Annotated in this window: 17 protein-coding genes; 12 read left to right on the forward strand and 5 right to left on the reverse strand. The window is 46.1% G+C overall.

All coding sequences use genetic code 11. The annotated features are described in order from the left end of the window. Positions 1 to 9: 9 nt before the first annotated feature. On the reverse strand, positions 10 to 474 hold the full coding sequence (gene trmL / locus Q7A_RS02545) for a tRNA (uridine(34)/cytosine(34)/5-carboxymethylaminomethyluridine(34)-2'-O)-methyltransferase TrmL (protein ID WP_014705764.1): 465 nt from the start codon (positions 472 to 474) through the stop codon (positions 10 to 12). Between the two features lie 2 nt (positions 475 to 476). Beyond that, entirely contained in the window at positions 477 to 2084 is a 1608-nt protein-coding gene (locus Q7A_RS02550) for a LysM peptidoglycan-binding domain-containing protein (protein ID WP_014705765.1), read from the reverse strand. A 308-nt stretch (positions 2085 to 2392) separates the two neighbouring features. Between Q7A_RS02550 and Q7A_RS02555 the strand changes: the two genes are divergently transcribed. From Q7A_RS02555 to Q7A_RS02565, 3 genes are read left to right on the forward strand one after another with little or no spacing between them, the layout of a single operon-like run. After that, positions 2393 to 3196, forward strand: a complete 804-nt coding sequence (locus Q7A_RS02555; protein ID WP_014705766.1) for a DUF2797 domain-containing protein — start codon at positions 2393 to 2395, stop codon at positions 3194 to 3196. A 5-nt stretch (positions 3197 to 3201) separates the two neighbouring features. Further along, positions 3202 to 4221, forward strand: a complete 1020-nt coding sequence (locus Q7A_RS02560) for a quinone-dependent dihydroorotate dehydrogenase (RefSeq protein WP_014705767.1) — start codon at positions 3202 to 3204, stop codon at positions 4219 to 4221. 1 nt (position 4222) lies between these two features. Next, the gene (locus Q7A_RS02565) at positions 4223 to 5062 is read left to right on the forward strand and encodes a mechanosensitive ion channel family protein (protein WP_014705768.1); all 840 of its coding nucleotides are present in this window, start codon (positions 4223 to 4225) and stop codon (positions 5060 to 5062) included. Positions 5063 to 5074: 12 nt separating this feature from the next. Here the strand turns inward: Q7A_RS02565 and gloB are convergent, their stop codons facing one another. Then, the gene (gene gloB, locus Q7A_RS02570) at positions 5075 to 5845 is read right to left on the reverse strand and encodes a hydroxyacylglutathione hydrolase (protein ID WP_014705769.1); all 771 of its coding nucleotides are present in this window, start codon (positions 5843 to 5845) and stop codon (positions 5075 to 5077) included. A 23-nt stretch (positions 5846 to 5868) separates the two neighbouring features. Here gloB and Q7A_RS02575 point away from each other — a divergent pair, with 23 nt between their 5' ends. From Q7A_RS02575 to dapB, 7 genes are all read left to right on the forward strand, one after another. Then, a complete protein-coding gene (locus Q7A_RS02575; RefSeq protein WP_014705770.1) occupies positions 5869 to 6594 on the forward strand; it encodes a class I SAM-dependent methyltransferase in 726 nt (241 codons plus the stop codon). Next, on the forward strand, positions 6594 to 7037 hold the full coding sequence (gene rnhA, locus Q7A_RS02580) for a ribonuclease HI (protein WP_014705771.1): 444 nt from the start codon (positions 6594 to 6596) through the stop codon (positions 7035 to 7037). Before Q7A_RS02575 ends, rnhA begins: the two co-directional genes overlap by 1 nt. A gap of 3 nt (positions 7038 to 7040) precedes the next feature. Then, entirely contained in the window at positions 7041 to 7772 is a 732-nt protein-coding gene (dnaQ, locus tag Q7A_RS02585) for a DNA polymerase III subunit epsilon (protein WP_014705772.1), read from the forward strand. Positions 7773 to 7868: 96 nt separating this feature from the next. Next, the gene (gene grpE, locus Q7A_RS02590; protein WP_014705773.1) at positions 7869 to 8426 is read left to right on the forward strand and encodes a nucleotide exchange factor GrpE; all 558 of its coding nucleotides are present in this window, start codon (positions 7869 to 7871) and stop codon (positions 8424 to 8426) included. Positions 8427 to 8526: 100 nt separating this feature from the next. Then, positions 8527 to 10449, forward strand: a complete 1923-nt coding sequence (dnaK, locus tag Q7A_RS02595; RefSeq protein WP_014705774.1) for a molecular chaperone DnaK — start codon at positions 8527 to 8529, stop codon at positions 10447 to 10449. An 81-nt stretch (positions 10450 to 10530) separates the two neighbouring features. Further along, on the forward strand, positions 10531 to 11643 hold the full coding sequence (gene dnaJ / locus Q7A_RS02600; RefSeq protein WP_014705775.1) for a molecular chaperone DnaJ: 1113 nt from the start codon (positions 10531 to 10533) through the stop codon (positions 11641 to 11643). An 84-nt stretch (positions 11644 to 11727) separates the two neighbouring features. Continuing rightward, positions 11728 to 12537, forward strand: a complete 810-nt coding sequence (dapB, locus tag Q7A_RS02605; protein WP_014705776.1) for a 4-hydroxy-tetrahydrodipicolinate reductase — start codon at positions 11728 to 11730, stop codon at positions 12535 to 12537. Here the strand turns inward: dapB and Q7A_RS02610 are convergent, their stop codons facing one another. After that, the gene (locus Q7A_RS02610) at positions 12538 to 13098 is read right to left on the reverse strand and encodes a tetratricopeptide repeat protein (RefSeq protein WP_048480973.1); all 561 of its coding nucleotides are present in this window, start codon (positions 13096 to 13098) and stop codon (positions 12538 to 12540) included. It abuts the gene before it with no gap. Positions 13099 to 13117: 19 nt separating this feature from the next. Beyond that, positions 13118 to 15397 (reverse strand): penicillin-binding protein 1B, encoded by a 2280-nt coding sequence (gene mrcB, locus Q7A_RS02615; RefSeq protein ID WP_151903892.1) that lies wholly within the window; start codon positions 15395 to 15397, stop codon positions 13118 to 13120. Positions 15398 to 15698: 301 nt separating this feature from the next. Here mrcB and Q7A_RS02620 point away from each other — a divergent pair, with 301 nt between their 5' ends. Beyond that, on the forward strand, positions 15699 to 17015 hold the full coding sequence (locus tag Q7A_RS02620; protein ID WP_014705780.1) for a YjgN family protein: 1317 nt from the start codon (positions 15699 to 15701) through the stop codon (positions 17013 to 17015). Positions 17016 to 17017: 2 nt separating this feature from the next. Further along, the gene (locus Q7A_RS02625; protein ID WP_014705781.1) at positions 17018 to 18175 is read left to right on the forward strand and encodes a M48 family metallopeptidase; all 1158 of its coding nucleotides are present in this window, start codon (positions 17018 to 17020) and stop codon (positions 18173 to 18175) included. The last annotated feature ends 25 nt before the right edge of the window (positions 18176 to 18200 follow it).

An 18200-nucleotide genomic window follows, 5' to 3' on the forward strand; every position in this document is an offset into this window, starting at 1 on the left:
GGCGGTATTTTATACCGCTCCGTTATAGTCAAGTTGCCGCCAGGCTTCATACAGAATAATTGCCGTAGCATTGGAAAGATTCAGGCTACGGCTTTCTGGATTCATGGGGATCCGAATTTTCTGCCTATCAGGCAAACTGTCCAATATCGTTGCTGGCAATCCACGTGACTCCGGACCAAACAGCAGAATACTGTCTTCGATAAAGGTTGCCTGATGGTAAAATTGTTTCGCCTTAGTGGTGCAGGCAAACAAAGGTCGATTTTGCTGCCATTGTTGAAACGCTGCAAAATCAGCATGTACTTTTACCGGTGCAAATTCATGGTAGTCCAGTCCGGCTCTTCTGAGACGTTTATCATCCAAAACAAAGGCTAATGGCTCAATCAGATGGAGCTGTGCACCGGTGTTGGCGCATAGGCGGATAATATTACCGGTGTTGGGCGGGATTTCAGGCTCATAGAGCGCGATGTGTAACACGATTAACTATGGCTGATTTGGACGGTTGGATCGACGTACAGGGTCAGTTTTTGGCCTGGTTGTAATAAAGTGCGATCGCTTAAACCATTCCATTCCTTAACTTTATCCACCGTAACATTAAATTTACGGGAAATCGTCCAAAGTGAGTCACCATTACGGATGGTGTAATTGATGGCTTTTAGCTTAGAAACAGTTTGATTGGGTTGCCAGATAATCAATTGCTGACCTGAATGCAACACATCCGAAGGGTTTTTTTTGTTCCATTGGGTTAATTCAAGCACATCAACAGTATGCGCTTTGGCAATGTTCCACCAGGTATCACCCGCTTTCACCGAATAATTAAATTTTTTCCCCTGCTGCAATTTCCGTTTCGCCAAGACAGTTGCTTCAGCTTCATCTGCCATAGCAGTGGAAACGGGTATTAACAGATGTGCACCTGCACGGATAAAGCTACTGTTCATTTTGTTTGCTTTTTTCAGCTCGGCGACCGTCGTGTGATGCATCGCGGCGATTTTGCTCAGTGATTCTCCGGGTTTTACTTCATGGCGTTTCCAACGCAGCCGATCTTTTTCCGAAAGATCCAGTAATGCTGTTTCAAATGCTTCTGCCTTGGACGACGGCAGAACCAGCTGGTGCGGCCCTTGTGGAGCTGTCGCCCAGCGATTAAAGCCAGGATTTAACAGATAAAGCTCATCAAGTGTGATATCTGCCAGATTGGCAGCCAGAGATAAATCAATCTGGCTACCGACATTTACCACGCTCAGATAGGGTTTATTAGCCACCGGCGCCAGTTGCAGATCATAATGAGCCGGTTGTTTTACCAGCTGTGCTACGGCCAACAATTTGGGGACATAGGCCGTGGTTTCTGCCGGCAATTCCAGAGACCAGAAGTCTGTCGGCAAACCGGCATCCCTATTTCGTTTGATGGCGCGACCCACGGTGCCCTCACCGGCATTGTAAGCGGCTAAGGCAAGCTCCCAATCGTTAAAGTCGTTATGTAACTTTTGCAGATAGTCCAGCGCCGCATTGGTGGATTGAATAACATCACGGCGACCGTCATACCACCAATTCTGATCCAGTCCGAATACACGACCAGTTGCCGGAATAAATTGCCAGATACCGGCAGCTTGGCCAGATGACAGTGCAAAAGGTTGGTAGCCACTTTCAATAATTGGCAATAAAGCAATTTCCAACGGCATATCGCGACTTTCAAGTTCTTCAACGATATAGAAAAGATAGGGGCGGGCACGCTCGACAACTTTATTGAAATATTCCGGGTGGTTGGCAAACCAGGTAAGGCGACTTTGGGTTTCTGGATCCAGATCCTGATATTCAGCCAGCTGATAACCATTACGAATACGTTGCCAGACATCAGTGACTTGAGGATCAGTTTCCGGTTCATCAAGAACCGATAAATCCAAATCCAGTGGACTCAGTTGTGTCAGCTGATTTTTTTTCCAGTTGGTGTGTTTTGTTAAAGGACCATGAGAGGTTTTTTGAGACGGTTCAGCGCTGACAGTTTCAGTATGTTTAGGGGTTGAGCTACAGCCAGTAAAGAGCACCGAAAGCACTGCAAACAGGGGCCATAGTAGATTTTTAGTTTTTAACATAAAGGTTTATCATAATATCGTAAGCATATATTTGTGCTAAATATATACCGGAATAAATAGTTAAAGACCAGCCTTTAAACTAACCGAATGTTTCTGTCTGTAACTGAAGCCTCAGCATTACATTGCCAATTCCCTTCACAATCGTTGCTCTGCGAGAGAGGGATAAAATTTATAAAACGGAGGTAATCTCAGGCTTTTGAATAAATAATCAAGAGTTGATAGGTCTGGCTGTCCGGCTACGTTAAACTACCTTCTAATTTGTAGTAAAGGTTCCCTTCGTGACAGAACTAGCAGGACAACTTAACAAGATGCAGGCGACCCTGCCAGAAACTGGTGGGTCAGTAAGTTATCAAATGATAGTGGGAGAACAGCAGCTCCCGATGAATCCGCTGATTGGATCGAATATACAGCTGATTTATGCGGGTGAGATTCGTTGCCAGAACTGCCAGCGAATGACCAAGAAAAGTTACAGTGGTGGTTTTTGTTTTCCCTGTTCACAAAAACTGGCGCAATGTGATTTGTGCTTTATGAAGCCAGAGTTATGCCATTTTGCTCAAGGGACCTGTCGTGAACCTGAGTGGGGTGTTCAGGTCTGTATGCAGGATCATATTGTTTATCTGGCGAATAGTTCAGGGATCAAAGTGGGTATTACCCGAATTTCGCAAATGCCGACACGCTGGCTGGATCAGGGAGCAACCCAGGCGTTGCCTATTTTTCGTGTGAGCAGCCGCTATCATTCCGGTTTGGTTGAAGTCATGTTTAAAAATCATGTTTCGGACCGCACGGACTGGCGAAAAATGTTGCGCGGCCCTGCTGCAGCAATTGATCTTGCAGAGAAGCGTGATCAATTACAGGCTAAATGTGCTGATCAAATCAAGCTTTTACAGCAAGAGTTAGGCGAGGATGCCATCACCACACTGACGGATGGTAAAACCCTGGAAATAAACTACCCTGTGCAGCAATATCCAGAAAAAGTCAGTTCTATGAATTTTGATAAAACACCGGAAATTGCGGGTAAATTATTGGGTATAAAAGGGCAATATCTGATTATGGATAAAGGCGTTTTAAATATCCGTAAGTTTACTGGCTATCAAATATCAATGAAGGCTTGATGTATATGTACCCGTTACTACGAAATCTGATGTTTAAACTGGATGCTGAAACATCACATCACCTAGGCATGAACAGCCTGAAGTGGATGGAAATGTCTGGAGTGTTGGGCTTGCTAATGCCCAAAATGCCGACGGTACCAGTGCATGTGATGGGATTGCGTTTCCCTAATCCAGTGGGATTAGCTGCGGGTCTTGATAAAAACGCTGACTACCTGGAAGCGTTATCGGTTTTGGGGTTTGGTTTTATTGAAGTGGGTACTGTGACACCCCGACCTCAACCGGGTAATGCCAAGCCCAGACTTTTTCGACTTCCAGAAGCACAGGCGATTATTAACCGGATGGGCTTTAATAATCTGGGTGTAGATCATTTGCTGGAACAGGTTCAGGCCGCTCAAACAGATGCAATTATTGGCATCAATATTGGCAAAAACGTTGATACGCCGGTAGATAAAGCGCTGGATGACTATCTGATAGGACTGGAAAAATCCTATCCTCATGCAGATTACATTACTATCAATATCTCCTCTCCCAATACTCCCGGTTTACGTAATCTGCAATTTGGTAAAGCACTGGATAATCTTCTGAGCGCTTTGAAAAATCGTCAGGCGGAACTTGCGGAAAAATTTCAGCGTTATGTACCGATGGCGGTCAAAGTCGCACCGGATTTAACCCTGGAAGAAGTTCAGCAACTGTCAGAATGTTTCAGTCGTGTCGGGATTGATGCGGTGATTGCCACCAATACGACGCTTTCCCGCGAAGCTGTCGCAGGCTTGCCTCATGCTGATGAAGCTGGTGGCTTGAGTGGTAAACCGGTATTTGCCAAATCGACAGAAATTGTCCGACAATTCCGACAGGCTTTACCGGCTGACATGCCGATTATTGCTGCTGGCGGCATTATGAGCGCAGAAGATGCGATGCAAAAGCTGGAGGCGGGGGCTCAACTGATTCAAATATACAGTGGCCTGATTTATCAGGGGCCAAAATTAATTCAAGATATCGTTAAAACCATTCAAAAGAGGAGATAACATGGAAACCGGAACTGGCAGCGTCATTGGTGACATTCTGCTGAATATTTTCTTTGCCGCTGTCATTGTCATTGTGGGGCGCACAGTGGTTAGCTGGTTAGTAAAGCTGTCTCGAAAAATTATGGTCCGGGCCAATATGGATCCGATCCTGATTAATTTTTCCAGCTCGATCATTAATATCCTATTGTTGCTGTTTGTGTTGATCGCGGTTTTGGATCAATTGGGTGTAAACACCACCTCGATGATAGCGGTGCTGGGTGCTGCCGGCTTAGCTGTGGGGTTGGCGCTAAAGGATTCATTACAGAATTTTGCTGCCGGCGTAATGTTGATCATGTATCGACCATTCAGAATTGGTCACTTTGTAGAGGTTGCTGGCGTACTCGGTATTGTTGAGCAAATCACCATCTTTAACACTGTGATGCGAACACCGGATAACCGCGAAATCATTGTACCGAACGGCAATATCTATGCAGGTGTTATTACCAACTACTCAGCAAGAGATACCCGACGTATTGATATGGTATTTGGCATCGGGTATGACGATGATTTGCTCAAAGCCAAACAAATCATTACCGATATTGTCACGGGTCATGAATTGGTGCTTAACGATCCCGAGCCAATTATCCGTGTTGCCGAACTGGGCGATAGCAGCATTACTTTCAATGTCTGGCCATGGGTAAACGCATCGGATCTAGCCACAGTAAGAGCTGATCTGATTGAAACAATCAAACTGGCGTTTGATGCAAATGGCATCAGTATTCCCTATCCACAAATGGATGTGCATTTTAATAATGTGGATGCTGCCAATGAATCAAGCCAGACTAAAAACGAATCGGCCTAGGAGCTTTAGATCCTAGAAATCATCCTTCCAGGCGCGTAATACCTTAAATACCGCCAAAGGAGAATCAAGCGGCTGATCAGCGTAAGCTTCAGCCGCTTTTTTTATCGCAGCATCATCACACCGCAAAAATGGATTAGTGCGTTTTTCCACTTTTAGCTGTGATGGTACGGTGGCGATCTGCTGTTCCCTTAACGCCTCTGTTTTGGCTAAGCGTTCAAGCAGGTTGTTATTTTTGGGATCAACGGCTGTGGCAAACTGCAGATTAGCCAGCGTATATTCATGCGCACAATAAATCCGCGTATCGTCAGCTAATTGTTTTATTTTTTGCAGTGAATCAAAGAGTTGTTCTGCTGTGCCTCCGAGCAGGCGACCACAACCACCAGCAAATAATGTGTCGCCACAGAACAGGTTAGTCTCTACCAGATAGCTGATATGACCTGGCGTGTGCCCAGGAGTATCGATTACTCTGAAGTGCGGAAAAGATGGATGCAGTTGTTGGTCAGCCTGAGCATACAAAGGTGTATCGACTGTTTTGATATGTTCATGTTGCGGACCAAAAACGGGCAGATCATACAGATCGTCGAGGCGACGGATACCGCCAACGTGATCATTATGATGATGGGTGACTAAGATGGCCGCAGGAAGCAGATCGTTTTTTTCGATAAAGTTAATCACTGGACCCGCATCACCCGGATCAACAATTAATACGTCCTGATTCCCGGCTGACTGGATCAACCAGATATAATTATCATTAAATGCCTTAACGGCATGAATTTGTAACATTTCTAACTCCGCCGGAATGGCCTATGTGTAATTATAAAGAGCAAGACCGCGAGATGACACAATGGTGGCAATCTTCGCTTGCCCGTTATATACAAAGCCAGGAACAACAATGGCTGAAGTATCAACAGGCAAAGTTGCATGGTTTTTTTCAGCTGCAGCTTGGCGGACAAATGCTTATTCTACCGACTTCATTGCGACCTTGTTATCAGGCTTTAATGGGAAGCAGCGGACAATTTTATGCGCAAAGTGAACAACTGCCATTTAAGTCTGACAGTGTTGATGTGATGCTGTTGCAACATGTGGTGGAATTTTCGCGCCAACCGCATCAATTGTTACGAGAAGCCGACAGAGTGTTAAACGAAGACGGCACAATGGTAATACTATGTTTTAACCCGTTTAGCGTATGGGGTTTACGTCGATTATTTTCCTGGCAGGATAGTTTGCCGTGGCGGGGACAGTTTTTTTCACGTCAGCGGTTAAAAGATTGGCTGTCATTGTTGGATTTTGATGTAGTGGAAGCCCGATCGATCATTTATTGTCCCCCATGGCAAAATGAACGCTGGATAAAACGCGGTGGTTTTTTAGAAAGATGGGGGCGACGTCTCTGGCCATATCTTGGTGGCGTCACCGCAATTGTCGCTAAAAAGCGCACTTTTCTGGTGACCCCATTACAAAGCCGGTGGCAAAATAGGAAATTATTTCCCAGACCACAACTGGTGAATCCCTCAGCAACACGAAAAGAGCATTAATGGAACACGTTGAAATTTTTACCGATGGTGCCTGCAGTGGTAATCCGGGGCCGGGAGGTTGGGGAACCATTCTTCGTGCCAAAGATAACGAAAAGGAGTTATCCGGCGGCGAAAAAATGACCACCAATAATCGAATGGAAATGATGGCAGTTATAGCCGGTCTGGAAGCATTGAAAAGACCCTGTCATGTCACCATTACCACCGATTCACAATATGTGATGAAAGGTATGACGGAATGGTTGAAAGGCTGGAAAGCCAAAAATTGGCGAACTGCCGGCCGACAACCAGTGAAAAATGCTGATTTATGGCAACGTATGGACGCAGCTTCCCAGCCACATAAATTATCCTGGCAATGGGTTCGGGGTCATGATGGTCATCCGGAAAATGAACGTGCCGATCAGCTGGCGGTAGCAGCACGTACTCAAATTGCATTACAGGACTAACCGATGGCAGAGCAAACCAGTCAACGACAAATTGTTTTAGATACTGAAACCACCGGCCTCAGTACAGCAGATGATCACCGCATTATTGAAATCGGCTGTGTTGAATTAGTGAATCGACGGCTGACTGGTGAGACGTTTCATCAATATATAAATCCACAGCGGGAAATTGATGCCGGGGCGATAGAGGTTCATGGCATTACCAATGAATCATTAGCCGATAAACCTTTATTTGCAGACATAGCTACAGATTTTCTGCGGTTTATTGAAGGGGCTGAATTGATTATTCATAACGCCGCGTTTGACGTGGGATTCTTAAATCATGAACTAACCAAGTTAGGCCACACCACCAAAATTGACGATATTTGTTCAGTGATGGACACGCTAAAACTTGCGCGGGATAAACATCCGGGTCAGAAAAACAACCTGGATGCGTTATGTAAACGCTATGGGGTGGATAATTCCAACCGGGAATTACATGGTGCCTTATTAGATGCCGAGATTCTGGCAGACGTCTATCTGATGATGACAGGTGGTCAGGTCAGCTTGTCACTGGCAGCCGAGCAATTCGAACCGCAACACGATGCACAGCAAAATGAGCTCACGACAATTGAACGTCCTCGTACAGAATTAAAGGTCATTGAGGCCGACGCAGCAGAGTTGGCTGCTCATCAGGCCATGCTGGAAAAATTACAGGCCAGCAGCGATGGAAATTGTGTCTGGCTTAAGCAAAGTTGAAGTTGTTTTAACAAAAAGTTCTGTCCGCCGCTTGAAATCAGATTTTTGACCCCCAAGTAGCAGCTTTGTGTTGAGCAAAGCGGAATCTGATTAATCATGAGCAACGAAGAAATCGAAAAATCGACGGCGGAATCTGAGCCGGTCGAAACCTCATCCGAAACAGCTGAGTCAGCTCAGCAAGCGGAATCTGAAGCAGATGTTGTAAAACAGCTGGAAGATGCACGTAACAAAGCCGATGAACATTGGAACGAATTGCTGCGTGCCAGAGCGGATCTGGAAAATATGCGTCGCAGACACAGTCGTGATCTGGAAAACGCCCACAAACATGCGCTGGACAAGTTCGTAACAGAGCTGTTGCCTATCTGCGACAGCCTGGAACTTGGTCTTGACGCAGCAAAAAATGAAGATGCCAAGCTTGAAACTGTTCGGGATGGCATGGAAATGACACTTAAAATGTTCATGAGCTCGATCGGGAAATTCGGCCTGGAGCAGCTTGATCCGGAAGGTGAGGCTTTTGATCCTGACCTGCATCAGGCGATGGCGATGCAGCCTGAAGAAGGCGTAGAAGCTAACCATGTATTGAAAGTCATGCAGAAAGGTTATCGATTTAATGGGCGTCTGCTACGTCCGGCGATGGTAGTGGTCTCTCAATAACCTGACGAAATTTAAGGGCTTGAAATCAAAATTTCCTGCCCCATCTATTATCACAACGGCTGGAATAGCCAGACGAACTAAGTACGATGGAGAAAAGATTATGGGTAGAATTATTGGTATTGACTTGGGTACGACCAACTCATGTGTAGCGGTGATGGAAGACGGTAAAGCCCGTGTCATCGAAAACAGTGAAGGCGATCGCACAACCCCGTCAATTGTTGCATTTAACAAAGATAACGAAGTGATGGTAGGTCAATCTGCCAAACGTCAGGCTGTTACTAACGCTAAAAACACGTTGTATGCAATCAAGCGTTTGATTGGCCGTAAATTCAAAGACGATGTTGTTCAGCGCGATATCGATATGGTGCCGTATAAAATCGTTGAAGCCGATAATGGCGATGCCTGGGTAGAAGCCAACGGCAAAAAAATGGCGCCACCAGAAATTTCAGCGCGCGTTTTGATGAAAATGAAAAAAACCGCTGAAGAATTTTTGGGTGAAGAAGTCACTCAAGCGGTTGTTACCGTTCCGGCTTATTTCAATGACTCACAACGTCAAGCCACTAAAGATGCGGGCAAGATTGCCGGTCTGGAAGTCAAACGTATCATCAACGAACCAACCGCTGCAGCTCTGGCTTATGGCATGGACAAAAAACGTGGTGATTCCACCGTTGTTGTATACGATTTGGGTGGTGGTACGTTTGACGTATCGATCATTGAAATTGCTGATATTGAAGGTGAGCATCAGTTTGAAGTACTGGCTACCAACGGTGATACATTCCTGGGTGGTGAAGACTTTGACCAACGCATCATTGATTATCTGGTTGCTGAATTCAAAAAAGACCAGGGCGTTGATCTGAGTAAAGATCCATTGGCCTTGCAACGTTTGAAAGATGCTGCCGAGAAAGCCAAAATTGAGTTGTCTTCCAGCTCTCAAACGGACATTAATCTGCCTTACATTACTGCAGATGCCAGTGGTCCTAAACATATGGAAATCCGTTTGACCCGTGCCAAGCTGGAATCATTGGTAGAAGACTTGATTTCACGCAGTATGGAACCATGCAAAATGGCATTGAAAGATGCTGGCCTGAAATTGTCTGACATTAATGATGTCATTCTGGTTGGTGGTCAGACCCGCATGCCGAAAGTGCAGGAAGCGGTTAAAGAAATGTTTGGTAAAGAACCACGCCGTGACGTGAACCCGGATGAAGCGGTTGCCGTTGGTGCTGCAATTCAGGCTGCGGTGTTGGCTGGTGATGTGAAAGACGTATTGTTGCTGGACGTTACCCCATTAAGTCTGGGTATCGAAACCATGGGCGGCGTAATGACCAAACTGGTTGAGAAAAACACCACCATCCCAACTAAAGCGAATCAGGTGTTTTCGACAGCAGATGATAATCAGCCGGCCGTTACTATCCATGTATTGCAGGGTGAACGTGAAATTGCCTCAGCCAATAAATCACTGGGACGTTTTGATTTAGCGGATATTCCACCTGCTCCACGTGGTACACCACAAATCGAAGTCACCTTTGATATTGACGCTAACGGTATTCTGAACGTGTCTGCTAAAGATAAAGCGACAGGTAAAGAGCAGTCGATTGTGATTAAAGCTTCCAGCGGTCTGTCTGACGATGAAGTCGAACAAATGGTTAAAGATGCTGAAGCGCATGCTGATGAAGACCGTAAGTTCCATGAACTGGTCACAGTACGCAACCAGGCAGATGGTTTGATTCATGCGACCAACAAATCACTGACTGATCTGGGTGATAAAGTGGAAGCGGATGAAAAAGCCAAGATTGAAGCGGCCATTGAAGAGTTACAACAGGCTCTGAAAGGTGAAGATAAAGCGGATATCGAAGCCAAAACTGCTGCGTTGTCAGAAGCTGCCGGCACGCTGGCTGAACGTGCGTATGCTGAAAATGCAGAAGCAGGTGAAAGTGCCGCAACTGATGACTCAGCAGCACAAAACGATGATGTGGTAGATGCCGAATTTGAAGAAGTCGATGACGGCAATAAAAATTCATAATCTTTCACACAATTAACTAAAAACAGGCGTAGGCATTGAGCTTACGCCTGTCTTGTTTAAGAGATACAAGAAAAACACAACATGGCCAAACAAGACTATTACGAACTACTTGGTGTATCGCGCACTGCGACAGAAGCTGAAATCAAAAAAGCCTATCGTCGTATGGCGATGAAATATCATCCTGATCGTAATCCGGATGATGCAACTGCTGAAGCCAGGTTTAAAGAGGCTAAAGAAGCTTACGAAATTCTGTCTGATTCCCAAAAACGTGCCGCTTATGATCAATTTGGTCATGCTGGAGTAGATAACAGTAATGGCGGTGGTGGGTTCAGAAGCTCCGGCGGTTTCAGCGATATTTTTGGCGATGTATTTAATGATATTTTCGGCGGTGGCGGTCCGGGTGGACAAAGCTTCCGTGGTGCCGATTTACGCTATCGCCTGGATCTGACGCTGGAAGAAGCAGTCGCCGGTACCACAGCAAAAATACGCATTCCGGTGAATGTGGAGTGTAAAACCTGTAATGGTTCCGGTGCCAAACCTGGCACACAACCCGTTACCTGTACGACCTGTGGCGGACATGGTCAGGTGCGTATCCAACAAGGCTTTTTCACTGTTCAGCAAGCCTGTCCACATTGTCGTGGAACGGGTCAGATGATTCAGGATCCTTGTCATGATTGTCATGGTCAAGGCGTCGTACAAGAGCATAAAACGCTGTCGGTTAAAGTTCCCGCCGGTGTTAATACGGGTGATCGCATTCGTCTTGCTGGTGAAGGTGAAGCCGGAAGCCGTGGTGCCCCAGCCGGTGATTTATATGTCGAAGTTGCGGTTAAACGTCACGATGTATTTACCCGTGATGGTAATAACCTGTTTGCCGATGTACCAATCAGTTTCACCACCGCCTGCCTGGGCGGAGAACTGGAAGTTCCCACATTGCAGGGTAAAGCCGTGCTGAAAGTGCCTGAAGGTACGCAAACTGGCCAGCAATTCAAGATGCGCGGTAAAGGTGTCAAATCAGTCCGTACCGGTGAAGTTGGCGATTTAATGTGTCGCGTGATTATTGAAACGCCGGTTAAATTATCGAAAAAACAAAAAGAGTTGTTGCAGGAGTTTGCCGAAACAATGGAAGGTTCCGGGGCAACCCACAGTCCAAAACACGAATCGTGGCTTGATGCTGTAAAACGTTTTTTTGAATAAGATATTTGCCAATAGGAAGCTGACTGGGCTATTTTTGCCAGCCAGCTTTTTATTTTCTGATTTACCGCCATAAGGATATTAAACATGGCTATTAATATTGCTATTAACGGTGCTGCGGGCCGCATGGGCCGTTGCCTGATTCAAGCCGTCGCTGAAACAGATGGTTTGGAGCTATCCGCTGCTATTGATCGACCGGAATCGTCTTTGATTGGTGTGGATGCCGGCGAATTGGCAGGAGTCGGTAAATTAGGCGTGGTGTTGTCAGCAGATCTTGAGCAGGCAACTCAGCAATCGGATGTGATCATAGACTTCACTATCCCTGAGGCCACCATGGCACTTTTGCCATTATGTGCAGAGAACCAGTGCCGCCCGGTAATTGGTACAACAGGTTTTGATGAAGCGCAAAAACAGATTATTCAACAAACAGCCGATCGCATTGCCACCTTACTAGCGCCCAATATGAGCGTTGGGGTGAATCTTTCCCTGAAATTGCTCGACATGGCTGCCCGGGTTTTAGGTGATAGCGTTGATATTGAGATTATTGAAGCTCATCACCGTCACAAAGTGGATGCGCCTTCCGGTACTGCCCTAAGAATGGGTGAAGTGGTTGCAGATGCTTTGGGCCGCGATTTAAAAGAGTGTGCTATTTATGGTCGTGAAGGACGTACCGGCGAACGCGATCGTAATACCATTGGTTTTGCGACAGTCCGTGCCGGAGATATCGTCGGCGATCACACAGTATTATTTGCTGCCGAAGGCGAACGGGTGGAAATTACCCATAAAGCATCAAGCAGAATGACCTTTGCCTACGGCGCTATGCGTGCATCGAAATGGCTGATGCAACAGCAAACCGGTCTGTTTGATATGCAGGACGTGTTAGATCTGCGGAATTAATTAATAGCGAGCGGCCTGTTCGCGCGCTGCTTTGGCGCCAGCCTTATCGCCCTTTTTAGTGCGAATATCCGCCAATAATAACCAAAAGCGTTTTTGTTCGGTGTTATCGCCTTTTGCATATGACACGCCTTTTAAAGCGACTTGTTCCGCCAGGCGAAAATCTTCCAGTTCATAGTGTGCTTTGGCTAACTGATAATAGACTTTTGGATCGCTGGGGGCGATACGTTGGGCGCGCTGCAACCGTGATTGCGCTGCCGACATATTGCCCTGTTGTTGATATTTTTCTGCATCACTTAATAATGCCAGCACGGCAGGGTTGGTTGGTGCTGGAGCGGGTTTAGTGGTGGGTATATCAGTGCCTGTCGATTCGCCCGGTGGAAGTGGCATGGCTTGTGGATTAGCCTGCTGGCTTGGCACAGGACTGGTTTGTGCTGATTCAGTTGTTGGTGACGATGCGGGTACATCTCTGCTCTCTACCGCAGGTCTTTGGCTGACCGGTGTGGTACTACAGGCAGATAAAAACATGACCAGGCTGGCCATAATAAAAAGCATTTTGTGCATTGTTACTGGCATAACGGACCTATCTGAAAATATCTTTGACCCAATCGATTGAACGTTTGATGGGATTTTCGATAAAAGTTTCTTCTGGTGTGGAACAGGCAGCTGTTTCTGTCGGTTGTGTGCCACTGATAAACGGTATTTGTGTGGCATTCTCGCATAAACCATCGGCAAGTTTTCCGCTTAACGGATCAATCCAGAGCATTTCAATACCTTCAGGCATCGCCGGCTCGTAGGATTGTAATGGTTCCTGTGCAATATACCGCGTCCAGGCACGTAAGGCCCCACTCGAGCCGGTGATTGGCATCGGACTATTATCATCCAACCCCAGCCAGACTACAGCGAGACGATTGCCGGTAAACCCGGCAAACCAACTGTCACGCTGTTGATCCGATGTTCCGGTTTTGCCGGCAGTATTGATATTAATCGGCAACTGTTGATAGATGCTACGGCCGGTACCACTGCGGGTAACCTGCTGCAAATTGTATTGCAGCAAAAACATGGGTTTCTCATCAATACTTTGCTGCAATTGAAATGGATAGCTGGAAAGTGGTTCACCTGCACTGTCGGTGACAGTACGAATGGTGCGTGGTGGAATCTGAAACCCGGTTGCGGCAATCGTCTGATACATACTGGCAACTTCCAGTGTCGATAAACTCTGCGCACCTAATAATAATGACGGATAGGCATCCATAGGCCGATCAACCCCGAGACGTTTCAGGGTGTCGATCACTTTTTCTACTCCCAGCTCCATCCCCAGTTGCGCGGTCGACAGATTATAGGAATGCGTCAAAGCTTCATGCATAGGGACTATGCCATGGGTTTGGCCATCATAATTTTTGGGGGACCAGGTTTGCTGGTTGGGTAAGGTCAGGCTGAAAGGTGAATCGTCCAGTTCACTTATCAAGGTATACCCCTGTTCCAAAGCGGTAAGATAAACAGCAGGTTTTACCAGCGAACCAATCGGCCGACTGGCATCTAAGGCACGGTTGAAACCCTGATAGCGGGTATTGCGATCGCCAATCAACGCCAGTACTTCACCTGTTTGTGGATCCGTAACCACCATGCTGCCCTGAAGTTTAGCCAGACTTTCACCATAGGTTCTGCCTAAATCTTCAATGGTGCTGACCAGAGAAGCTTCTGCTTTATGCTGACTGATAGGATCCAGACTGGTGAAAATCTTTAGTCCTTCTGAGCCAAGATCTTCATCTTTATATTCTCGACGTAATTGCCGTTTTACTAAATCAATATAGGCCGGATAAGCCTCTTTCATCGAACTGCCTGATGGAACGACATCCAGTTCAGCCGTTGAGGCCAGCATGTATTCTTCATCGGTTATAGAACCTTGCTGATGCAAAACACTCAGCACCAGATTCCGTCGCGTTTTGGCACGCTCAGGATTACGCCGTGGATCATAATAGGATGGACCTTTTACCAGACCGGCCAATAACGCCAATTGATGTAATTTGAGTTCCTGTATTGGCTGGGAAAAATAATGTGCCGCACCCAGACCAAAGCCATGAATGGCACGATTGCCGGATTGGCCCAGGTAGACCTCATTCAAATAGGCTTCGAGAATTTCGTCTTTGCTGTAATGAAATTCGAGGAGCATCGCCATTGGCAATTCCAGCATTTTGCGTAGCAAAGTACGATCGGCTGTCAGATAAAAGTTTTTAATTAATTGCTGGGTTAAGGTGCTGCCTCCCTGCACAAATGCCCCTGCACGAATATTGGCTAAGGTTGCACGAGCAATGCCTTTAGGTGAAATACCAAAATGATCATAAAAATCCCGATCTTCAATCGCGATTAATGCATCAATAAACGCCTGCGGCGCTTCTTCCAGCTGAATTAAATCTCTATCTTCATTATTAAGTGGATAAATACCGCCGATTAGGGCGGGTTCAAGACGGATTAATGTGAGTGACTGCTGATCCGCCGAACGGATCTGACTTAAGCTGTCACCACTGAACTTTAAAATAAGTTGTCTGGCTGGTTCATGTTCGTCTGGGAAGTGAAAACCGCGAGTAGAAAGCGTTGCCCGTGAAGCAGAAAAAGTGACTTGTCCTGGTGCGCTGACCTTATCAACAAATTGATAGCCCAACGCTTTTAGTTCAATTTTTAAATCATTGAGTGACACTGGTGCGCCAACATATAACTCAAGTGGTCTGGCAAAGACTTTAGCGGGTAGAGCCCAGCGTTTGCCCTCAAACTGACTGCGGATTTGCTGATCCAGATACAGTGTTGCCCCACCTAGCAAAAGCAGAATAATAAACAGCAGCTTGAACAGTGTGCCTTTAGAAATGAAGGCTTTACGGTTTTTTTTAGAGCGAGAATTACGCCGCTGCTGGGATGGAGTGGGATTTTTTTACTTACCATAACCTGAGGAGTGAGAGTAGAAAGAATGGCAATCGAAATGTGTCAGGCAAACCATAATGACTTTAGTTTGGCTGGAATATCGTCAAGGTGCCGCTTATATTAGCAAAGTCTTTCAATAGTTACTTCTGCAATGATTATTTCTGACTATTTAAAGCGAAAAGTTGCTGACAATTCTGCTTGCTTCTATACTTCGGCAAAACTCATTAAAACAGACAAGGAGGTCTAACGTGTCAGAACTACGTTATGACGTGATGCTTAGTGGACAATTATTGGATGGATTCAATATTGAGGAAGTGGTACAAAATCTAGCGAGATTGCTTGCCGTAACAGAAAATGCTGTGAGCGAACTGTTTCAGCAGAAAAATGCGATTGTGTTGAACGGGGTGGATTACGAGCAAGCTCAGCGACAACAGGAAAAGTTGCAGAGTGCCGGTGCCGAATCCTACTTGATAAGGCATGTTAGAAAAGAACCGCGAATGCCGGCTATGGATCAGGCTTCAAAAAGCGATGGTTTGCCCCCAACGCAGAATGTTGAGATAGCTGCTGAAATACAGCCTCGACAAAGGGCATTTTTTTTCAGTGGTCAAGGTGCTGAATATTTCCGGATTTGGATAGTTAATATCGTGCTTACGATTATGACTTTGGGCATATATTCAGCCTGGGCCAAAGTCCGTAATAAACAGTACTTCTATGCAAACACCCAGCTTGATGGAGCAAGCTTTAACTATCAAGCCGTTCCATTACAGATTCTCAAAGGGCGACTGATAGCTTTTGCTTTTTTTGTGGTCTATATCGTTGCCACTTCACTTTTTCCGGCTACAGGCGCGATATTTGGTCTACTGTTTATCGTGTTATTTCCCTGGCTGGTCGTAAAATCACTGGCATTCAATGCTTTTTATAGTGAGTATCGCAATGTGCGGTTTGGGTTTGATGGCCAATATAATGAAGCCTTCAAGGTTTATATTCTCTGGCCGATTCTCGGTTTAGTGACGTTTTCTCTGCTGATGCCCTATGCCATTTATAAACAGCAGTGTTTTCTGGTGAGAAATATGCGCTACGGTGATACGGCATTTGAGTTCGAACCTCAAGCCAGCGCCTACTATAAAATTGCTTTGGCGATGGTTGGCATCGTTTTCATGACGTTCTTAGGTGTGTTTCTGCTGGCAACGCTTTTAAACCGCGAAGCCGTGGGAATTCTGACGATGGTGTTAACTGTGATGATGTATCTCACGTTGTTTGTATTTTTCACCGTAAAGACGACGAATTTACGGTTTAACCATGCCACACTTTCTTCTCATGCTTTTTCTGCCAACTACACCACACCGTCTTATATGTGGTTGGTTTTGAGTAATACTGTGGCGATTGTGCTCACCTTAGGCTTGTTTATTCCATGGGCAAAAGTTCGAGTGGCGGCGTATAAGGCAGTACATACTAAGATGCTGGTGGAGGGCGATTTGAATCAGTTTTCCAGTGCCGTCAGCCAGCGTGTGGGACCGTTGGGCGAAGGTGTCAGCGATGTGTTTGATATGGATGTCGGTTTTTAATAATGCAACCGCTTTGGCAACGTGTGCGGATCGATGGCCTCTGGTATGAAGAAGGTGTTTCCAGACAGCGCGCTGCCTTTTTACGACATATTTCCGAGCAGGATATTGAAGTTGTAGACAGGTCGGATGGCACTCAGTTGGCTTGCTGTTCACTGAATGACCTGAAAATTTCCTCACGTTTGGGTAACACCAGCCGCCAATTGTATTTTCAGCAGGGCCAGAAATTTGAAAGTCTGGATAATGAGGCCATCGATCAACTGCTTATTGCCAAAGGTCATGGCTTTTCCCGATTTATTCATCTGCTTGAAAGTCGCTGGCAACTGGTTTTCCTTGCGCTGATACTGTTTGTCGGGTTTGGCTACGCCATGATGCAGTATGGTGTGCCAGCTGCAGCAAAGAAAATGGCTTTTTGGTTACCCTCAACTATTTCTGATAAGGCGGCAAATCATACACTTCGTTTGTTGGATGAGACGGTTTTGTCCCCCTCAGAACTTCCTCAACAGCAACAAGACATGCTTTTAGCGAAGTTTCAGTCGTTTACTGAGCAACCCGATACACCGATAAATATCCAGTTTCGACATGGTGGTAATTTTGGTGCAAATGCGTTTGCTTTGCCGGATGGCACAATAGTATTCACGGATGAGCTGGTGAAACTGGCAGAGCGGCCAGAAGAGTTGATGGCGGTATTGCTGCACGAGATTGGCCATGTGGCTCATCGGCACGGAACCCAGTCGGTGATGCAGAGTTCATTGCTGGTGGTGATGGCAATGGCTTTTGTCGGTGACACATCAGGGATTGCTGAACTCTTTATGGGGATGCCTATTGTGATGATGCAGAATGCCTATTCAAGAGATTTTGAGCGCGAAGCGGATCGCTTTGCTTTGCGATATATGCACTCCAATCAGATAGCAGGCTTTCATTTGGCTGATCTATTGGATCGTATTGAACTCAATATCAGATGTCGTGCCTATTTTTCCTTACACGCTGAAGATAACTTGCAATCATCCCTGTGTGAAACTCCTGGAGGTTTACAACAGGCTCAACAGAAAGGCTGGCTTATTAGGCAAGCAACTGAGGGAACGGGTTGGCAAAGTTATCTTGATTCTCACCCTGATAATGCTGAGCGCAGAGCAATGTTGGTGAATGAAGTTGCTGAATAAGCTGTACTGACTAAAACAAGTGCTG

This window comes from Methylophaga nitratireducenticrescens (assembly GCF_000260985.4).
Taxonomy (GTDB): Bacteria; Pseudomonadota; Gammaproteobacteria; order Nitrosococcales; family Methylophagaceae; genus Methylophaga; species Methylophaga nitratireducenticrescens.

Bases quoted from the DNA above. Each gene is read 5' to 3' on its own strand.
- Q7A_RS02550 (WP_014705765.1), bottom strand. From the start codon at position 2,084: ATGTTAAAAACTAAAAATCTACTATGGCCCCTGTTTGCAGTGCTTTCG.
- Q7A_RS02555 (WP_014705766.1), top strand. From the start codon at position 2,393: ATGCAGGCGACCCTGCCAGAAACTGGTGGGTCAGTAAGTTATCAAATG.
- Q7A_RS02560 (WP_014705767.1), top strand. From the start codon at position 3,202: ATGTACCCGTTACTACGAAATCTGATGTTTAAACTGGATGCTGAAACA.
- Q7A_RS02565 (WP_014705768.1), top strand. From the start codon at position 4,223: ATGGAAACCGGAACTGGCAGCGTCATTGGTGACATTCTGCTGAATATT.
- gloB (WP_014705769.1), bottom strand. From the start codon at position 5,845: ATGTTACAAATTCATGCCGTTAAGGCATTTAATGATAATTATATCTGG.
- Q7A_RS02575 (WP_014705770.1), top strand. From the start codon at position 5,869: ATGTGTAATTATAAAGAGCAAGACCGCGAGATGACACAATGGTGGCAA.
- rnhA (WP_014705771.1), top strand. From the start codon at position 6,594: ATGGAACACGTTGAAATTTTTACCGATGGTGCCTGCAGTGGTAATCCG.
- dnaQ (WP_014705772.1), top strand. From the start codon at position 7,041: ATGGCAGAGCAAACCAGTCAACGACAAATTGTTTTAGATACTGAAACC.
- grpE (WP_014705773.1), top strand. From the start codon at position 7,869: ATGAGCAACGAAGAAATCGAAAAATCGACGGCGGAATCTGAGCCGGTC.
- dnaK (WP_014705774.1), top strand. From the start codon at position 8,527: ATGGGTAGAATTATTGGTATTGACTTGGGTACGACCAACTCATGTGTA.
- dnaJ (WP_014705775.1), top strand. From the start codon at position 10,531: ATGGCCAAACAAGACTATTACGAACTACTTGGTGTATCGCGCACTGCG.
- dapB (WP_014705776.1), top strand. From the start codon at position 11,728: ATGGCTATTAATATTGCTATTAACGGTGCTGCGGGCCGCATGGGCCGT.
- Q7A_RS02610 (WP_048480973.1), bottom strand. From the start codon at position 13,098: ATGCACAAAATGCTTTTTATTATGGCCAGCCTGGTCATGTTTTTATCT.
- Q7A_RS02625 (WP_014705781.1), top strand. From the start codon at position 17,018: ATGCAACCGCTTTGGCAACGTGTGCGGATCGATGGCCTCTGGTATGAA.